At 53.3% G+C, this 16,627-nt stretch carries 13 protein-coding genes; 8 read left to right on the top strand and 5 right to left on the bottom strand.

Going from position 1 to position 16,627, the window contains the following annotated elements; genetic code table 11:
* The coding region (locus BM299_RS19685; protein WP_207545168.1) for a hypothetical protein at positions 1-191 on the bottom strand (191 nt) is incomplete at its 3' end.
* A gap of 242 nt (positions 192-433) precedes the next feature.
* Positions 434-2,656 (bottom strand): PAS domain S-box protein, encoded by a 2,223-nt coding sequence (locus BM299_RS10555; protein ID WP_092483787.1) that lies wholly within the window; start codon positions 2,654-2,656, stop codon positions 434-436.
* 230 nt (positions 2,657-2,886) lie between these two features.
* On the opposite strand from BM299_RS10555, the gene lonB reads away from it, so the two are divergent.
* From lonB to yihA, 3 genes are all read left to right on the top strand, one after another.
* Complete coding sequence (lonB, locus tag BM299_RS10560; RefSeq protein ID WP_092483789.1) at positions 2,887-4,611, top strand: ATP-dependent protease LonB; 1,725 nt, start codon at positions 2,887-2,889, stop codon at positions 4,609-4,611.
* Between the two features lie 227 nt (positions 4,612-4,838).
* Positions 4,839-7,265 (top strand): endopeptidase La, encoded by a 2,427-nt coding sequence (gene lon / locus BM299_RS10565; protein WP_092483791.1) that lies wholly within the window; start codon positions 4,839-4,841, stop codon positions 7,263-7,265.
* Entirely contained in the window at positions 7,246-7,830 is a 585-nt protein-coding gene (gene yihA / locus BM299_RS10570; protein WP_092483793.1) for a ribosome biogenesis GTP-binding protein YihA/YsxC, read from the top strand. Before lon ends, yihA begins: the two co-directional genes overlap by 20 nt.
* 121 nt (positions 7,831-7,951) lie before the next feature.
* On the opposite strand, the gene BM299_RS10575 is transcribed toward yihA, so the two are convergent.
* Positions 7,952-8,386, bottom strand: a complete 435-nt coding sequence (locus BM299_RS10575; protein ID WP_092483932.1) for an Hsp20/alpha crystallin family protein — start codon at positions 8,384-8,386, stop codon at positions 7,952-7,954.
* A gap of 231 nt (positions 8,387-8,617) precedes the next feature.
* Between BM299_RS10575 and BM299_RS10580 the strand changes: the two genes are divergently transcribed.
* Complete coding sequence (locus BM299_RS10580; RefSeq protein WP_092483795.1) at positions 8,618-10,477, top strand: methyl-accepting chemotaxis protein; 1,860 nt, start codon at positions 8,618-8,620, stop codon at positions 10,475-10,477.
* Between the two features lie 129 nt (positions 10,478-10,606).
* On the opposite strand, the gene BM299_RS10585 is transcribed toward BM299_RS10580, so the two are convergent.
* A complete protein-coding gene (locus BM299_RS10585; RefSeq protein ID WP_092483797.1) occupies positions 10,607-11,671 on the bottom strand; it encodes an ABC transporter substrate-binding protein in 1,065 nt (354 codons plus the stop codon).
* Between the two features lie 138 nt (positions 11,672-11,809).
* On the opposite strand from BM299_RS10585, the gene BM299_RS10590 reads away from it, so the two are divergent.
* The 4 genes from BM299_RS10590 (at position 11,810) to BM299_RS10605 (ending at position 16,295) form a co-directional block, all read left to right on the top strand.
* A complete protein-coding gene (locus tag BM299_RS10590; RefSeq protein ID WP_092483799.1) occupies positions 11,810-12,268 on the top strand; it encodes a TIGR04086 family membrane protein in 459 nt (152 codons plus the stop codon).
* A 402-nt stretch (positions 12,269-12,670) separates the two neighbouring features.
* Positions 12,671-12,946 carry a type II toxin-antitoxin system Phd/YefM family antitoxin gene (locus tag BM299_RS10595; RefSeq protein WP_092483801.1) on the top strand — a complete coding sequence of 92 codons (276 nt, stop codon included), beginning with the start codon at positions 12,671-12,673 and terminating at the stop codon, positions 12,944-12,946.
* On the top strand, positions 12,927-13,337 hold the full coding sequence (locus BM299_RS10600; RefSeq protein WP_092483803.1) for a type II toxin-antitoxin system RelE/ParE family toxin: 411 nt from the start codon (positions 12,927-12,929) through the stop codon (positions 13,335-13,337). Before BM299_RS10595 ends, BM299_RS10600 begins: the two co-directional genes overlap by 20 nt.
* A gap of 303 nt (positions 13,338-13,640) precedes the next feature.
* Positions 13,641-16,295, top strand: coding sequence for a valine--tRNA ligase (locus BM299_RS10605; protein ID WP_092483805.1), 2,655 nt, complete (start codon positions 13,641-13,643; stop codon positions 16,293-16,295).
* 70 nt (positions 16,296-16,365) lie between these two features.
* Here the strand turns inward: BM299_RS10605 and BM299_RS19340 are convergent, their stop codons facing one another.
* The gene (locus BM299_RS19340) at positions 16,366-16,539 is read right to left on the bottom strand and encodes a hypothetical protein (protein ID WP_165608271.1); all 174 of its coding nucleotides are present in this window, start codon (positions 16,537-16,539) and stop codon (positions 16,366-16,368) included.
* Positions 16,540-16,627 lie beyond the last annotated feature (88 nt).

The following is a 16,627-nucleotide window of genomic DNA, read 5'->3' on the forward strand; positions in this document are numbered from 1 at the left end:
TCCTGAAAAGGCATATTGGGTGCGGGCGGGTTGTTCCCCGCAAGTGATGTATCGGAGCGTCGGTAACGGGACTTGGTGAAGCTGAGGCTGCCGAATTGGCGGGACGAATCGCGCAACAAACCACTGGCATAGCTTGAAAAGAGAAAGCTATTGTTAATAGATGACCCAGTATAACTACCCGTTCTGCGCATTATGCAGGACCGCCAAATTCGGCCCGAAGCGAACCTTAGTCCCGTCGACGCGGAGATTTTGAACGCAGCGGGGAACAACCCGACCTGCACGCTTTTCATCCTCTGTTGGTGCCGCGATAGCGGCATGAAAGTCTGTCCCCTTTTTGTCTGTCCCCTTTTCAGCTCAGCCTCCTTTTCAGCCCAATAAAAAAGGGGACAGGCACCGGTTCAAAAAACGAATCGGAGCCAGTCCCCTTTTTTATTCAGTCCCCAACGCGCTTTTCCAGTTGTAATTTCACGAACAATTCCACCAGTTTGGGGTCGAACTGGGTACCGGCGCAACGTTGTAATTCGGCTATCGCTTCCTCTCTGCTTAGGGCCTTTCGGTAAGGGCGGTCATTGGTCATGGCGTCGTAGGCGTCGGTTATGGCCAATATGCGACAGGCCACCGGGATTTCCTTTCCTGAAAACCCCAGGGGATAGCCGTGGCCGTTCCACCATTCGTGATGGGCCAGGATGAGGTCGGCGATATGTACCAGATCGGGCGCCGCCCGGGCAATCCGGTAGCCAATTTCACAGTGACTTTTTATTTCCACGCGTTCACTATCAGTTAAGGGTTCAGATTTAAACAACACCTTATCTGACAAGCCCACCTTGCCGATGTCGTGAAATTGAGCCAGCAAAACAAGTTCGGCCAGTTCCCGGTTTGGCAGGCCAAGGGCCCGGCCCATGCCGGTTACAGTTTCCTGGAGACGGGTAATATGCCCCTGTTTGATAAAATCCCTGTCTTCCAGGGCGCTCATCAAAGCGCGGAAAATTGTGCTTTTAGAGCCGTTGCTGGTAAGCACTTTTTCCCGGTACATGTTATTGTCGGCCCGTTTAAACAAATTGCTCATTTCCGACCCGGTTTTTGCCGTAGACCAGCCCAGGGAGATGTGCAGGGGCAACTCGGGATTTTGCCGGTTATGCCGGTCGATGGATTCCTGGATGCGGCGGCAGGTGTTTTCCGCCCCGGCTTCATCTGTTTCCGGTAAAACTACCACAAATTCGTCGCCGCCCATCCGGGCCACCACGTCGGAGGCGCGCAGTGCTTCCTTGATGGCCCTGGCCGCGGCTTTGAGCAGCTGGTCGCCTTTTTTATGGCCCAGCGTATCGTTGATCAGTTTCAGACCGTCCAAATCGCCGCAGATCAGCGAAACGGGAAACCGGCGTCCCTTTTCCAGCCGCCGCATTTCCTCTTCAAAGTAGGTGCGGTTGTACAGCCCGGTGAGGGTGTCGTGCAAGCTCAGGTAACGCAGGCGGTCTTCGACCTGCTTGCGTTCGGTAATGTCCCGGGCGGTACCGCGAAAACCGCAAATGTTACCACGCTGATCCCGGATGGGGGAAACTGAAACCTCCATATCCCTTTTTTGCCCGTCCGGGCGGGTAATGGCCCAACAAAAACCACGTTCCGGAATGCCGCTGGTGAAAACTTTGTTGTAGGCGGCAAAGGCCTTGCGGGCGTTTTCTTGATCCACCAGTTCCCGGTAATTGCGGCCGATGAGTTCGTTTTTATCGTACCCGAAAACGCGGTAAGCCGAATCGTTTACGTAGGTGAAGTTACCCCGGAGGTCCACCTCGTAAAAAACATCTTCGATGTTCTCCAGCAGCAGGCGGTATTTTTCTTCAGATTCCCGCAGTTTCAATTCCACTTGTTTGCGCTCGGTTATGTCGATCATGGAGCCGATACTTTGCTTGGTGCCGGGTATCATGGCGATGGTGTAAAAAATGTGCCTGATCTGCCCCCGGGAATCAATGAGCCTGAATTCGTATTGATTTGGCACTTTGCCCCCGTTGGCCCTTCTTTCCGTGTGATACCGCAGCATGCGCTCTTTATCTTCGGGATGCACAAATTCACCCCACGTTCTTTTGCCGACGATTTCGTCGCGTGTATAACCGGTGATGCGCTCCGTTTCCCGGTTAGCCATGGCAATGGTCCGGTCTTCGTTTATCACCAGCATGGCGGTGCCAGTATGTTCAAACATGGCCCGGTAAATGGCCTCGGATTGCGACAGGTATTTTTCCAGTATTTTGCGCAGGCTTAACTCTTCTTTCAGCTTTTGTTCGGTTGAGATGTATAAATTCTCGTATTCCCGCAGGCGGGTGATGTCCTGCATTATTATGACGCTGCCCGTCACTTGCCCGTTTTCCGTCAGCGGTGAAGCGGATACCCGGACATGGCGGATTTCTTCGCCAAATATGCGGATGGTTTTTTCCACCCGGCAGGAGTGTACAGCGCCGTTAAGTTTTCGCGCAGGACAATTTACCACACAAGCATCTATTGTACTGTCGAAAATCTCATAACATTTCTTGCCGGATAATTTTTCAATCGACCACCCGGTAAAATCAATGAAAGCCTTGTTTGCGTAGAGCAGGTTATCCCGGAGGTCCCTGACATAAACTGCCTCGCCGATACTGTCAAGTATGGTAAAACGCAACTGGTTCATTTAAGGCAGCCTCCTTATTTAACAACTTACATATTGGACACCGCATGGGGAAATTCCTGCCAGTTGCAGACAGTATATAAATATATTATTCAGTAATACTCGGCATTCCAGTGCATATTTAAGCGTCGGATAAAATTTGAAAAAGTTAGCAATAATATATTACCAGTAGTAATTTGTATCATAAAAAAGCTGATTGTTTTCAGGTAGGTTTTATTAAGGAGGCATCCTTTGTGGAATTTTCCAGTGGTGTAGCAAGTTTTATCATTTTTATCCAGGTATTTTTTGCGGTGATTATCGGTTTATATTTTTGGAATTTGCTTAAAACTCAGCAGGGTAACAAATCGGCGGTGGAAAGGGAATCCCGCAAGGAGATGGAAAAATTACAGCGCTTGCGCCAGATTTCCCTTTCAGAGCCGCTGGCGGAAAGGACCAGGCCGGGAAAATTTGAAGACATTATCGGCCAGAAGGAAGGGTTGAAATCGCTCCGGGCCGCGCTGTGCGGCCCCAACCCGCAGCACGTCATTATTTACGGACCGCCCGGGGTGGGTAAAACCGCTGCGGCGCGGTTAGTGCTGGAGGAGGCGAAAAAGAACCCCGATTCGCCGTTCAAGGAAAACGCCCGGTTTGTCGAGGTGGACGCCACCACCGCCCGTTTTGACGAACGGGGCATTGCCGACCCGCTGATCGGTTCGGTGCATGACCCCATTTACCAGGGGGCCGGGCCCATGGGCATGGCGGGCATTCCCCAGCCCAAGCCGGGAGCGGTGACCAAGGCCCACGGCGGCATGCTGTTCATTGACGAAATCGGAGAATTGCATCCCATTCAGATGAATAAATTGCTCAAGGTGATGGAAGACCGCAAGGTGCTCTTGGAGAGCGCCTATTACAGCTCCGAAGACACCAATATTCCGGGGCATATTCATGATATTTTCCAGAACGGGCTGCCGGCTGATTTTCGTATGGTGGGGGCGACCACCCGGAACGCTGAAGAAATTCCCCCTGCCATTCGGTCGCGCTGCCTGGAGATTTTTTTCCGGCAGTTGATGCCGGAAGAAATTGGACAAATTGCGGCCAACGCGGCGCAGAAAATAAATTATCCCATAGAACCGGGGGCTCTGGAAATTATCAAAAAGTACGCCACCAACGGGCGGGAGGCGGTTAACATTGTCCAACTGGCGGCGGGGGTGGCCATCACCGAAGGCCGCGGGGAAATCGGCACCGCCGACGTGGAGTGGGTGGTCAACAGCGGTCAGTACGTGCCCCGCCCGGAAAAGAAAGTGCCGGCCAAGCCCCAGGTGGGACTGGTCAACGGGTTGGCGGTATACGGCCCCAATATGGGAGCGCTTTTGGAAATAGAAGCGGGTGCCATACCGGCGCCCCGGGGACTGGGCAAGCTGGTGGTCACCGGGGTGGTGGACGAAGAAGAACTGGGCGGCCGGGGCAAAACCATCCGGCGCAAGAGTATGGCGCGGGGATCGGTGGAAAACGTGTTGACCGTGCTCCGGCGGACCATGGATGTGGACCCCCGGGACTATGACCTGCACGTGAACTTCCCGGGCGGCGCGCCGGTGGACGGGCCCTCCGCCGGGGTGGCCATAGCCACCGCCGTTTATTCCGCCATTACCGGCATACCGGTGGACAACACCGTGGCCATGACCGGCGAGGTATCCATCCGGGGTCTGGTCATGCCCGTGGGCGGGGTGGTGGCCAAGGTGGAGGCCGCCAAACACGCCGGGGCCAAAAAAGTATACATCCCGGCCGACAATAACCAGGAGATGTTCCGGGGCATCCCGGATCTGCAGGTGATCCCGTCGGAAACTCTGGACGAAGTTATCCGGGGAGCGCTGCTGGCGGGAACGGAAAAGAAACTGGTGCTGGCCGGCCCACAAAGGGAACCGGTGGGTGCCGGCGCCTTCGTACCCGCCACCGGCGCGCCGGTGACGGGGGAGTATTAAAGTTTTTTCATGGTACCTATAACTGCCAAGGCAAAAGAAAGCAAACAGGCCAAAAATAGCAGCTTTTCGCTATTATTTGCCTTATCTCCGGCTCGTACCGGCTTTACCGGCATTATGGCAGTTATTGCTATGGCGATGCCCCTTATGGTATGTTACAATAAACTGTACATCTGCCCATGCATAGTTTGTAATAAATATAATCAAAAATTCAACCAAGGAGGTGCTCCATGAGTTCGATAGAAAAAAGGGTGTTACCTCTTTTACCTTTAAGGGGTATACTGGTTTTTCCCTTCATGGTCATTCACCTGGATGTGGGTAGGGAAAAATCAGTTCAAGCCATAGAAGAAGCCATGATCAAGGACAGGGTTATCTTCCTGGCTACCCAGAAAGAAGCCCAGACGGACGACCCCGGCGAGGACGACATTTACAACGTTGGTACCGTGGCCGAGGTCAAGCAGCTGCTCAAGCTGCCCGGCGGCACCATCCGGGTGCTTGTGGAAGGTATTGCCAGGGCTAAAATTAATCAATACATTGATCATGAGCCTTACTTTAGCGTGGAGGTAGACCAGTACTCGGAGGAATACGAAAAGAATTCCCAGGTGGAAGCGCTGATGCGCAACCTGATTTCACAGTTTGAACAGTATGTCAAGCTGAGCAAAAAAATTCCGCCCGAAACCGTGGTTACCGTTGTCAACATTGAGGAGCCGGGCCGCCTGGCCGACATTGTGGCATCGCACCTGGCTCTGCGCATCGAGGATAAACAGTCTATTCTGGAAGCCGTGGACATTGCCAAGCGGCTGGAAAAACTTTGTGGTATTGTATCAAGGGAACTGGAAATTGTGGAACTGGAACGTAAAATAAACGTTCGGGTCCGCAAGCAGATGGAAAAGACGCAGAAAGAATATTACCTGCGGGAACAAATCAAGGCCATTCAAAAGGAACTGGGCGAAAAGGACGACCGCATGGCGGAAGGCGAGGAGTTGAGGGATAAAATCGCCAAAGCCAAGCTGCCCAGGGAGGTGGAAGAAAAGGCCCTGAAGGAACTGGACCGGCTGGAAAAAATGCCGCCCATGGCTGCCGAGGCGGCCGTTGTGCGCAACTACCTGGACTGGCTTTTGGCCCTACCCTGGGCGAAGGGCACCCGGGACCGGCTGGACATCAACATGGCGGAAACAATTTTGAACGAAGATCATTACGGTTTGGAAATAGTCAAGGAACGTATCCTGGAGTACTTGGCCATCCGCAAGCTGGCCAAAAAAATGAAAGGACCCATCCTGTGCTTTGTGGGACCGCCCGGGGTGGGTAAAACTTCGCTGGGTCGTTCCATCGCCCGGGCTCTGGAGCGCAAATTTGTGCGCATCTCCCTCGGGGGCGTGCGGGATGAAGCTGAAATCCGGGGACACCGCCGCACCTACGTGGGTGCCATGCCGGGCCGGATTATTCAGGGCATGAAGACCGCGGGTTCCAAAAACCCGGTGTTCCTGCTGGATGAAATCGACAAAATGAGCATGGACTTTCGGGGCGACCCGTCATCGGCGCTGTTGGAAGTGCTGGACCCCGAGCAGAACAACAGCTTCAGCGACCATTACATTGAAGCGCCGTATGATCTGAGCAACGTAATGTTCATTACCACGGCCAACATTCAGCACAACATCCCCCGGCCGCTGCTGGACCGGATGGAAATTATCAATATTTCGGGTTACACCGAGGAAGAAAAGGTTCAGATCGCTTTGCGTCACCTGCTGCCCAAGCAGGTCAAGGAGCATGGGTTAAATAATAATATGGTGCATATTTCCGAAAACACAATCCGGCGGGTGATTCGGGAATATACCCGGGAAAGCGGCGTCAGGAACCTGGAACGCAACATTGCTTCGCTGTGCCGAAAAGCGGCCAAGCAAATCGTGGCCGGCAAGGCCAAGAAGGTCAAGGTGACCGTGCAGAACCTGGAACAGTTCCTGGGCAAGCCCAAGTATCGTTTCGGTATCGCGGAAAAGGAAGACCAGGTGGGCGTGGCCACCGGACTGGCCTGGACCGAAGTGGGCGGCGATACGCTGGCCATCGAGGTCACCACCTACAAGGGTAACGGCAAGCTAACCCTGACCGGCAAGCTGGGGGATGTGATGAAAGAATCCGCCCAGGCCAGCTACAGCTACGTGCGCAGCAGGGCCGCGGAACTGGGTATCAAACACGATGTTTTTGAGAAATACGACATTCATGTGCATGTTCCCGAGGGCGCCATACCCAAGGACGGCCCTTCCGCCGGTATTACCATGGCGGTGGCTCTGGCATCGGCGCTGACCAACCGCCGGGTGCGGCACGACGTCGCCATGACCGGCGAAATCACTTTGCGGGGACGGGTGCTGCCCATCGGCGGGGTCAAGGAAAAGGTGCTGGCCGCGCACCGGGCCGGCGTCAAGACCGTCATTCTGCCCATGGATAACCGGAAGGATATCGAAGAAATCCCCAACAATGTGCAAAAGCAATTGGAACTGGTCCTGGTGGACCATATGGACGAAGTGTTGAAGGTTGCCCTGCGGGAAGCCAAATTCTCGCCCGAGACCGCGCAAGTCGAGCCGCCGCCCGCGGTGGCGTACAGCAACGTGGTGGAGGTCGAGGGAGGCTCGGAACTGCCCAATGAAAATAACCTCAGCTGAATTCGTAACCAGTGCTGCCGGGCTTGACAAATGCCCGGCCACAAGCCGCCCCGAGGTAGCCCTGGCCGGGCGTTCCAATGTCGGCAAGTCCAGCTTGCTCAATATCCTGGTCAACCGCAAACGGCTGGCCCGGACCAGCAACACGCCCGGGCGCACTCAGTTGATTAATTTTTTCGCTATCAACGACAGTTTTCACCTGGTGGACCTGCCTGGTTACGGCTTTGCCAAGGTGCCGGCGCATGTCAAGGCCCGGTGGGGCAAAATGGTGGAAGGGTACCTGGCCGGGCGGGAACAACTATGCGGTGTTATCCTGCTGGTGGATGTGCGTCATAAACCCACGGCGGACGATCGGCAGATGTACGACTGGTTGAAACATTACCAAATCCCCACCGCCGTGGTGGCCACCAAGGCCGACAAGCTCGGCCGGGGACGGGCTATGCAGAATTTGCAGGTGGTGCGCAAAGCGCTACCCCTGGCGGGCGCGGACCCGCTGTTACTGTTCTCCGCCGTTACCCGCCAGGGGAGGGACGAAGTGTGGAGTATCATCGAGGAATGGATAAAATAAAAAAAAGGGGACAGGCAAAAAAGGGGACAGGCTCTTTTTTCGTTTTTTGAAAAAAGTGCCTGTCCCCTTTTTTGCCCCCTTTTACCGGAGCCTGTCCCCTTTTTTTTGTCCGCTTATTCTGTTAATGAAAATCGACATTGATGGTCCTGTGCTGCCCGTGGGTTTCCTTGGGCATTCTAACCTCCAGGACTCCGTTTCGGTAAGATGCTTTGACCCCCTCGGAACGCACCCGGGCGGGCAGAGCTATGCTGCGCTGGATCCGACCGTAAAACCTTTCCGAGCGATGGAAACGATTTTCTTCCTTGATTTCGTTGGTCCGGTTGATGATGCCCGAGATGGACAGCACGTTGTCGTGTATATCGAGATGAATATCCTCTTTTTTCTCAATACCGGGGATTTCACAGAGGGCGATTACCTCATTATCGGTTTCGTAAACATCGACCCGGGGCCCGATATCCACGTCGCGCCGGAAATCGTAAAACGGTGATAAAAAGCGGTCCATTTCCCGGCGTATGATGTCCATGCTCCTAAATGGGTCATAGGGTACCAGAGCCATATAAATCACCTCCATGTTTTTTTCTGTAATATTATTTACCCGAAGAACGTAAAAAATGCGCGCGGCACCACGGTGGGCGTATGCGGAAGCGCAACAATTCAACACCCGGCTCCACGGGCATTTTTGTTGTTAATATTCTTTTTATCTGTGCAGTGGAGGAATTTTTACCTTAACGTCGAAAAATTAAAAAATTTACCAAAAGATATATTGCCTGAGGAGGAGGAATTATTTTTGAACAGTTTAAGGCTTAAGCTGGTGATCATTATATCTGTGGCCACCATTGCGCTAATGGGTGCAGTATCTTATATCAATTACAAAACAGCATCAAATATGCTTATGGACACATTACAAGGTTCAGCCGCCGGCAGTGCCGAATACAACGCAAAGATTGTAAACGAATGGCTGAAAGGCATAGTTAAAGACATTAATACCATTTCCAAAACAAAATCCATACGCAGTATGGACCCGGAAGAATTCTTGCCTGTTTTAAAGGGCATTGAAAAAGATAACGAAGACTATGAATACCTTTATGTGGCGGATAAAAACGGTGACGGCATAGGCACAAATGACAAGCCTGTTAACGTGGCGGACCGGGGTTACTTTGGCAAGGTATTGCAGGGACAGACCGTCATATCCGATCCCATAATCAGCAAAGCTACCGGCAACCGGGTAATCGCCGTTATTACACCGGTATATCAAGACAGTGACGATAAACCGGATGGCCTGGTGGGCGTGACCTTTACGATCAAATACCTGCAAGAATTGATCAAAGAAATGAAAATAAACGGGTATGGCTACGGATTTATTCAAAATAAAGATATGATCACAATTGCCCACCCAGAGGAGGAATTTGTAGGCAACAAAAAGATAGTCGACGTTGCCGGTGAAAGATTAAAATCTATCTTGCAAAGGATGAGCAATGGCGAAAAGGGTTACGATGAATATACCTTCGAAGGCACCCAAAAATTAATGGCCTTTGCCCCGGTGGAGATTAGCGGCTGGTCTGTAGCCCAAACGGCCAATATGGCCGATGTGATGTCGCCTCTGGGAAAGATCCGGGAAACCAGAATGATGGTATCTGTCGTTTCCGTAGTGGTTATGCTGTTAATTGCTTTACTGATCGCCAACTTCATAGCCAAGCCTTTATTGAAACTGAGTCAAACCGCCGAGGCCGTCGCCGGTGGAGATTTAACCCAAAGGGTTGACATTGGCCTGAACAGCAAGGATGAAATCGGCAGGCTGGTCGGTGCATTTGCTAAGATGATTGAAAATTTAAAGGCCATGATAGCAGATATACGAAAGAACTCCGAGCAGCTGACATCCCACAGCCAGGAACTGGCCTCCGCCAGTGAAGAGGTAAGCGCCACGGTGGAAGAGGTGGCCAGCACCACCAACGAAGTGGCGGCCACATCGGCCCAGGGTGCGGAAAACGCGGAAGAAGCGACCAGGGAATCCGAACAGATGTGGCAGGTGGCCCAAGAGGGCAGCCGGGCCGTCCGGGATACCATCGCCAAAATCAATGCCATTGCCTCGGCTTCCCAAAATGTATCCGGGGCGGTTCAAAAACTGGGCGAGCAGTCCAACCAAATCGGGGAAATTATTAGCACCATCACCAACATTGCGGACCAGACCAACCTGCTGGCCCTGAACGCCGCCATAGAAGCTGCCCGGGCCGGGGAACAAGGTCGCGGGTTTGCCGTGGTGGCGGAAGAAGTGCGCAAGCTGGCCGAGCAGTCGGCCGGCGCGGCCAGCGAAATTACTGATTTGATCAAAGAAATACAGGCCGGTGTGGACGAGGCCATAGCGGCCATGGAGCACGGGACTGCGGAAGTCAATGAGGGGGTGCAGGTGGCCGGCAGCGCCGGTTCCGCATTGGATCAAATCGTACAAGCCGTTGAAAAGAACACGGCGCTGATACAGGACGTTGCCGCCGGTTCAAAACAGGCCAGCGAAGGCACCCAGCAACTTACTGCAGCCGGCGAACAGATAGCCTCCACCGTGCAGCAGGTTTCCGGCGCCGCACAGAAACTGGCCAATATCGCCGAAGAATTGCAAAACACTGTGATAAAGTTCAAGGTTGATGAGGTTTGAGGCCATTTGACAAACAGTTTTAAGGGACTGGCTTCGGTAAAAGGGGACAGGCACCGATTCAACAAAACGAATCGGAGCCAGTCCCCTTTTACAGTGCCTATCCCCTATTTGTTTTTTTACGCTAATGGATCAGTCAAATATTTTCCTAAACCAGCTTTTTTCCCGTTCTTCTTTGGGGATATACTTTATGATTTGCGCTGCCCGGCGGGCAAAGGAATTATCGACGGCGTAGCCGTACGTTACAGGCACCGCCAACTGGCCGGCAACCTCCATGGTTTGCTCGATTTTGTTAAAGGTGGCGTTGTCGACCCAGGGGCCGGGCTGCCACATATTTATTTTGGAATACTTTTCAAGAAGTTGATTGCTGATTTTTTTGTCCAGGTTATGGAAGTGGTTTTTCACCGCCCTGGCGCCCAGTTCGGGTTCTTCCCGCATCCATAGCTGGGCTTTGTAGATGGCGTTGACGAATCCCTGCACCGCCCCGGGATGCCGGTCGATTGTTTCCGGCCAGGCGGCGCAAAGTACCGAGGGGAAAACCCTGGTTTCCTCGCCCAGACATGCGGATATATATCCCGTGCCGTTTTGCTCGGCCTTAACTGCTTCCGGTCCGGCAAGCTGGATGTATGAGCCGCTGCCCGATTTGAAAGCGCTGAGACGTAAATCCCGGGGTATACGGATATACAGGTTCACGTCGAGCATGGGTGCCATGTTTTCCGCACGTAATTTTTGGTCCAATGCCAGGCCGGGCCCGGTTTCGGGCGGGTAGGCAATAATATTTTTGCCGTTTAGTTTTTCCCAGCTGAAAACCTCCTTTTTCCTGCCCAGAAGGAATGTGCCGTCCCGGCTGGCGATGGTAGTTATTATCAGGGGTGAACCCGGGTTAATGGACTTGCGGTACAGGCATTCCACCGGGTCGGTCAATATCAAGTCTGTTATGCGGTCGGTATAGGGATTGTTGCCCGTATTGCCGGAGCGGGCAACCAGTTTTACATTAATGCCTTGTTCTTTAAAGTAACCTTCCTGCAGGGCCACGTATAGTGGAAGGTGTAAGATGGATTTTTCCCCTTCCCATATCGTTAGGGTTATCGTTTCTTTTTTATCCCTGTCTTTGCTGTTCAGCATAAAAACAAATCCGCCGACCAGGGACATTATTACCAGCAGCAACAGCGCCAGAAACGGTTTTGTTTTAAACAACACATCACCCCCGGGGAAAGTACTTTATCTTTTTATAGTTATTTTTATTTATTTGATTTAATGACTGATAAATTATTGCATAAACTTGTCACTGTCGTCATACAATAGTTAGAAATATAATTTGCGGGGGTAGGTTTTATGTTCAGGGGGATAACGCTGGTTAGCTGGTCCCACAGGGATGGGCAGGCCGGTTTGTTCAAAATGGGCGCTCTGTGGGGCGGGGTGCTCTGGGCTCTCACCAGCACATTATTTGTTTGTGCCGCGCTGATGCTCTGGGTGTTTATGACCGGTGGACAGGTTTACCATTTTAGCGGTATAGTAACGGCGGGTATATTGCTGGGGACCTTTACAGGGGGGGCGGTCAGCGGTAAAATTGCCGGTCGTATGGGGTGGCTGCACGGTGCAGCGGTGGGCCTGCTTTATTGCCTGGCCATAGTTTTGTTTCTTGCAGTTTGGAGCACAGGTTTTCCTACTTTACCGGTATTGGTAGCCCGCTTCTTTATGGTATTGGTCCTGGCTGCTGCCGGCGGTATTATCGGTGTCAACTTGCCGGCGTTTAAAAGCGGGCGAGGAAATTACAAACCCGGGCTAAGGTAAATATGTATAAAGCCCTTATGGATCTGAACACCGGCGCCGCCCTCATTTGCTGCCCTGCCTGCGGAGGCTCGCTTTGTCCACGAGGCGGTGGAGATTGACGAGAGCATTACTGAAAAAGAAATTATGAAGATGATAGACCCCTCGTATTCGCTTGTCTGCAAGGGGCTAAAAAAGTCTGAGCGGGAAAAGCTTGAGCAGATGGAATAACTTAGACATAATGGAACGATAAGCCCATCCAATAGCGATACGTAGGTGAATTATTTTAGGGAGAGAATTCTGCCATTGCCACCTGCAAGCAACAGCCTGCCATCAACAAAGTTATATTGCTGGCAAAAAAAGCCCCGCATTTTTATCAAAATTGTGATATAATAATGACATAAAATTAATCACGAGGTGTATGATATGCCAGTAATTCGTCCCGTTTCCGATTTACGGAACAAGACCCCTGAGATTGAGGAAATCTGCATCAAAGAGAAAAAGCCGGTTTTTATCACCAAAAACGGTAACGGTCATTTAGTCATCATGAGTCAGGAGCTTTTTGAGGAACAGCAAGCCCTATTAGACCTTTATGACAAACTGTACGAGGCCGAAGAACAAAGCCGCGCAGGAAAACGCCTCCCGTTCCGTGAGGTTATGGCAGACCTAAGGACCCGCATCCATGCCAAAGCATCTAATTAGTATCACCGAGGCGGCAGAGCAGGATCTGGCCGAAATTGTTGATTATATCTCAAACGACAACCCCGCTGCCGCGCTTAAACTGGCAGAAAATATCGAACAGAGCATTTTACAGCTTGAGGACTTCCCGCTGATCGGCGCAATACCGAAAAATCGAAGATTAACCCGGCAAGGATATCGTATTTTGATAGTCGATAGTTACTTGGTGTTTTACGTCTCCGATTTTACTTTTTTCATCATTGTTCAGCCTTTCAAGTTCAACCTTTCAACACCCGGCACCATGTTGACAAGCGGTAGTAAAAAAATTAATATATATGGTAGTTTAAAACAGGCTTTGAAAGGGAGGGCGTCCCGCCAAAAAGCGACCCAAGAGAGGGAATACCCGTGGCTGTAAGGTATCCCGGTCGCTGCGGTCGCTGTCGCCCCGGAGCCGCCGGGTCGAAAGGTCGAGCGCTGATTAGGCCCGCGCCGGGTTCAGCCCGCTATAGCTGACAAGAGCCGCGCGCAAGCCTGCGCATTTCTTCGCCTGCGCCGGAATTAAGGTGGTACCGCGAAGCCCTTTCGTCCTTAAATGAAAGGGCTTTTATATTTGGGGTCAGACTTTAACTTGTTATAACTAAACACTTTGTCTTAATAAATAAAAAATACGGTTAGTTTAAATAAGTTTAAGTTTGACCCCGCTATGAGGAGGAAGAAGATGGCTGATCAGTTCGATATGCCCAAAACCTACGATCCCCATAAAGTGGAGGACAAGTGGTACAAGCACTGGGAAGAAAACAAGTACTTTCGTTCCACGGTGGACCCGGAAAAGGAACCGTTCTGCATTGTCATGCCGCCGCCCAACGTGACCGGGCAGCTGCACATGGGTCACGCCCTGGACAACACCATGCAGGACATCCTCACCCGCTGGCGGCGCATGCAAGGTTACAATGCCCTGTGGTTGCCCGGCACCGACCACGCCGGGATAGCCACCCAGGCCAAGGTGGAAGAACAACTGCACAAAGAGGGCACCGGCAAGTACGATTTGGGCCGGGAAAAATTTCTGGAACGGGTCTGGGCCTGGAAGGAGCAGTACGGTGGGCGTATCACCACCCAGTTGCGCCGTTTGGGTGCTTCCTGCGACTGGGACCGGGAACGCTTTACCATGGATGAGGGTTGTTCCGACGCCGTGCTGGAGGTGTTCACCCGCCTGTATGAACGGGGCCTGATATACCGGGATTACTATATTACCAACTGGTGCCCCCATTGCCAGACCACCATCAGCGACATTGAGGTGGAGCACCTGGACAAGCCCGGCCAACTTTATTACATCAAGTATCCGGTCAAAGACAACCCGGAGGAATATATCCCCGTGGCCACCACCCGGCCGGAAACCATGCTGGGAGACACGGCGGTGGCGGTACACCCCGAAGATGAGCGCTATCGCCACTTGGTGGGCAAAACCGTGATTTTGCCCCTGGTGGAACGGGAAATCCCGGTGATCGCCGATGAATACGTGGAACCTGAATTCGGCACCGGCGCGGTGAAAATCACCCCGGCTCACGACCCCAACGATTTCGAGGTGGGCCGCCGGCACGACCTGCCTTCGGTGCAGGTCATAGACAAGGAAGCCCGGATGACCGACGAGGCCGGTCCAAAGTACCGGGGGCTGGACCGCTGGGAGTGCCGCAAGCGTATTGTCAAGGATTTGCAGTCCCGCGGGTTGTTGTTTAAAACTGAAGACCTGTCCCACGCCGTGGGCCACTGTTACCGCTGTGCTTCGGTCATCGAGCCCATGCTTTCCAAGCAATGGTTTGTGCGCATGAAGCCGCTGGCCGAGCCTGCCATTGCCGCAGCCCGGGACGGTCGCATAAAGTTTATCCCCGAAAGATTCACCAAGATATATTTGAACTGGATGGAGAATATTCGGGACTGGTGCATCAGCCGCCAGCTCTGGTGGGGGCACCGCATTCCGGTGTATTACTGCCGGGATTGCGATGAAATGATCGTCAGCAAAACGCCCCCGGAAAAATGCCAGTGCGGCTCTACGAACCTGGAACAGGACCCGGACGTGCTGGATACCTGGTTCAGTTCGGCGCTGTGGCCCTTTTCCACCCTGGGTTGGCCGAAAAAAACCGTGGACCTGGCTTACTATTATCCAACTTCGGTGCTGGTGACGGGGCGGGACATTATCTTCTTCTGGGTGGCCCGGATGATTTTCAGCGGGCTGGCCTTCATGGACGAGGTGCCGTTCCGGGAGGTGTTCATCCACGGTTTGGTGCTGGATGCCCTGGGACGCAAGATGAGCAAGTCGCTGGGCAACGGGGTGGACCCCATAGACGTTATAGAAAGCCACGGAGCGGACAGTCTGCGGTTCATGCTGGTAACGGGCAACACCCCGGGTAATGACTTGCGTTTCCATTTCGAGCGCCTGGACGGGGCGCGCAACTTCGCCAACAAGATATGGAACGCCTCCCGCTTTGCCCTGATGAACCTGCAGGATTACGCGCCCGAAAAGTCGCCGGCGCGGGAGCAGTATACCCTGTCCGACCGCTGGATAATCAGCCGCTACCAGCGGGCGGTGCGGGATTGCACCGAATTCCTGGAAAAATATGAACTGGGCGAAGCTGCCCGGGTGTTGTATGAATTTATTTGGAACGAACTGTGTGACTGGTACATTGAGCTGGTCAAGCCGCGCCTGTACGGCAAAACCAGCGCCGCCGACCGGGAGGCGGCCCAGCACGTGCTGGCCGGTGTGCTGCGGGGGGCACTGGAACTTTTGCACCCCTTTATGCCCTTTATCACCGAAGAAATCTGGCAGCGCCTGCCGCACCGCGGGCGGACTGTTATGCGCGCCTCCTGGCCCCGGTATAACGCCGATCTGGCGGACCGGGAAGCCGAGGAGCAGATGGAGATGCTTATGGAAGTCATTCGGGGCATCAGGCAGATCCGCAGTGAAATGAACGTGCCGCCGGGCAAGCAGGCCGAAGCGCTGATCGTGACCGGCGCGCCCCAAATACGCGAGGTATTGAACAGCAACCTGTCCTACGTGGAAAGCCTGGCCAACTGCCGGGCCGAGGTACTGGCCCAACTGGCGGACAAGCCCGAACAGGCGGCCACCGCCGTGGCCCGGGACGTCCAGGTGTATGTGCCCTTGCGGGGACTGATCGACGTGGACCGGGAACTGGCCCGGCTGAACAAAGAACTGCAGGCGTTGGAAAAAGACTTGGCCCGGGTGCAGGGCAAATTGAACAACCCGAACTTCCTGAACAAGGCGCCCGCCGAGGTGGTGGAGAAGGAACGCGGCAAAGAGGCGGAGCTTTCTTCCAAGGCGGGGGCCATAAAAGAACGCCTGGCCATGTTCGGGGAGTAAATAAGTGAGGCTCATGTTTACGAAAAAAATCCCCGCGCAGGGGATTTTTTTCCACATGTATAACGGCCGTTCAATCTTTACGCATGTTGTGGCAGGTTTTATCCTTCAGGCATTTGCTGCATGAGCCGGAGCAGCCGCCCGGGGTGACGGCGGGCTTGCAGCAGCGCGGGCAGCGTATATCGGCCGCCGGGGTAAAACGGTAACCGCACCGGGAACAGGTTACATAGGCTGCTTGCTTTTCCAAACTAAACACCTCCTTGATGGAGGGCGCTGAACTTGTCTGTTGAATAAAAGCTTAGATCGCCGATTGTCGACGCACCTTTCACCAACCT

The organism is Desulfoscipio geothermicus DSM 3669 (assembly GCF_900115975.1).
Taxonomy (GTDB): Bacteria; Bacillota; Desulfotomaculia; order Desulfotomaculales; family Desulfallaceae; genus Desulfoscipio; species Desulfoscipio geothermicus.

What these genes read in the sequence shown, in the direction of transcription:
- BM299_RS10590 (WP_092483799.1), top strand. Translation starts at nt 11,810, where the DNA reads ATGTTCAGGGGGATAACGCTGGTTAGCTGGTCCCACAGGGATGGGCAG.
- BM299_RS10575 (WP_092483932.1), bottom strand. Translation starts at nt 8,386, where the DNA reads ATGGCTCTGGTACCCTATGACCCATTTAGGAGCATGGACATCATACGC.
- BM299_RS10595 (WP_092483801.1), top strand. Translation starts at nt 12,671, where the DNA reads ATGCCAGTAATTCGTCCCGTTTCCGATTTACGGAACAAGACCCCTGAG.
- lon (WP_092483791.1), top strand. Translation starts at nt 4,839, where the DNA reads ATGAGTTCGATAGAAAAAAGGGTGTTACCTCTTTTACCTTTAAGGGGT.
- yihA (WP_092483793.1), top strand. Translation starts at nt 7,246, where the DNA reads ATGAAAATAACCTCAGCTGAATTCGTAACCAGTGCTGCCGGGCTTGAC.
- BM299_RS10605 (WP_092483805.1), top strand. Translation starts at nt 13,641, where the DNA reads ATGGCTGATCAGTTCGATATGCCCAAAACCTACGATCCCCATAAAGTG.
- BM299_RS10555 (WP_092483787.1), bottom strand. Translation starts at nt 2,656, where the DNA reads ATGAACCAGTTGCGTTTTACCATACTTGACAGTATCGGCGAGGCAGTT.
- BM299_RS10600 (WP_092483803.1), top strand. Translation starts at nt 12,927, where the DNA reads ATGCCAAAGCATCTAATTAGTATCACCGAGGCGGCAGAGCAGGATCTG.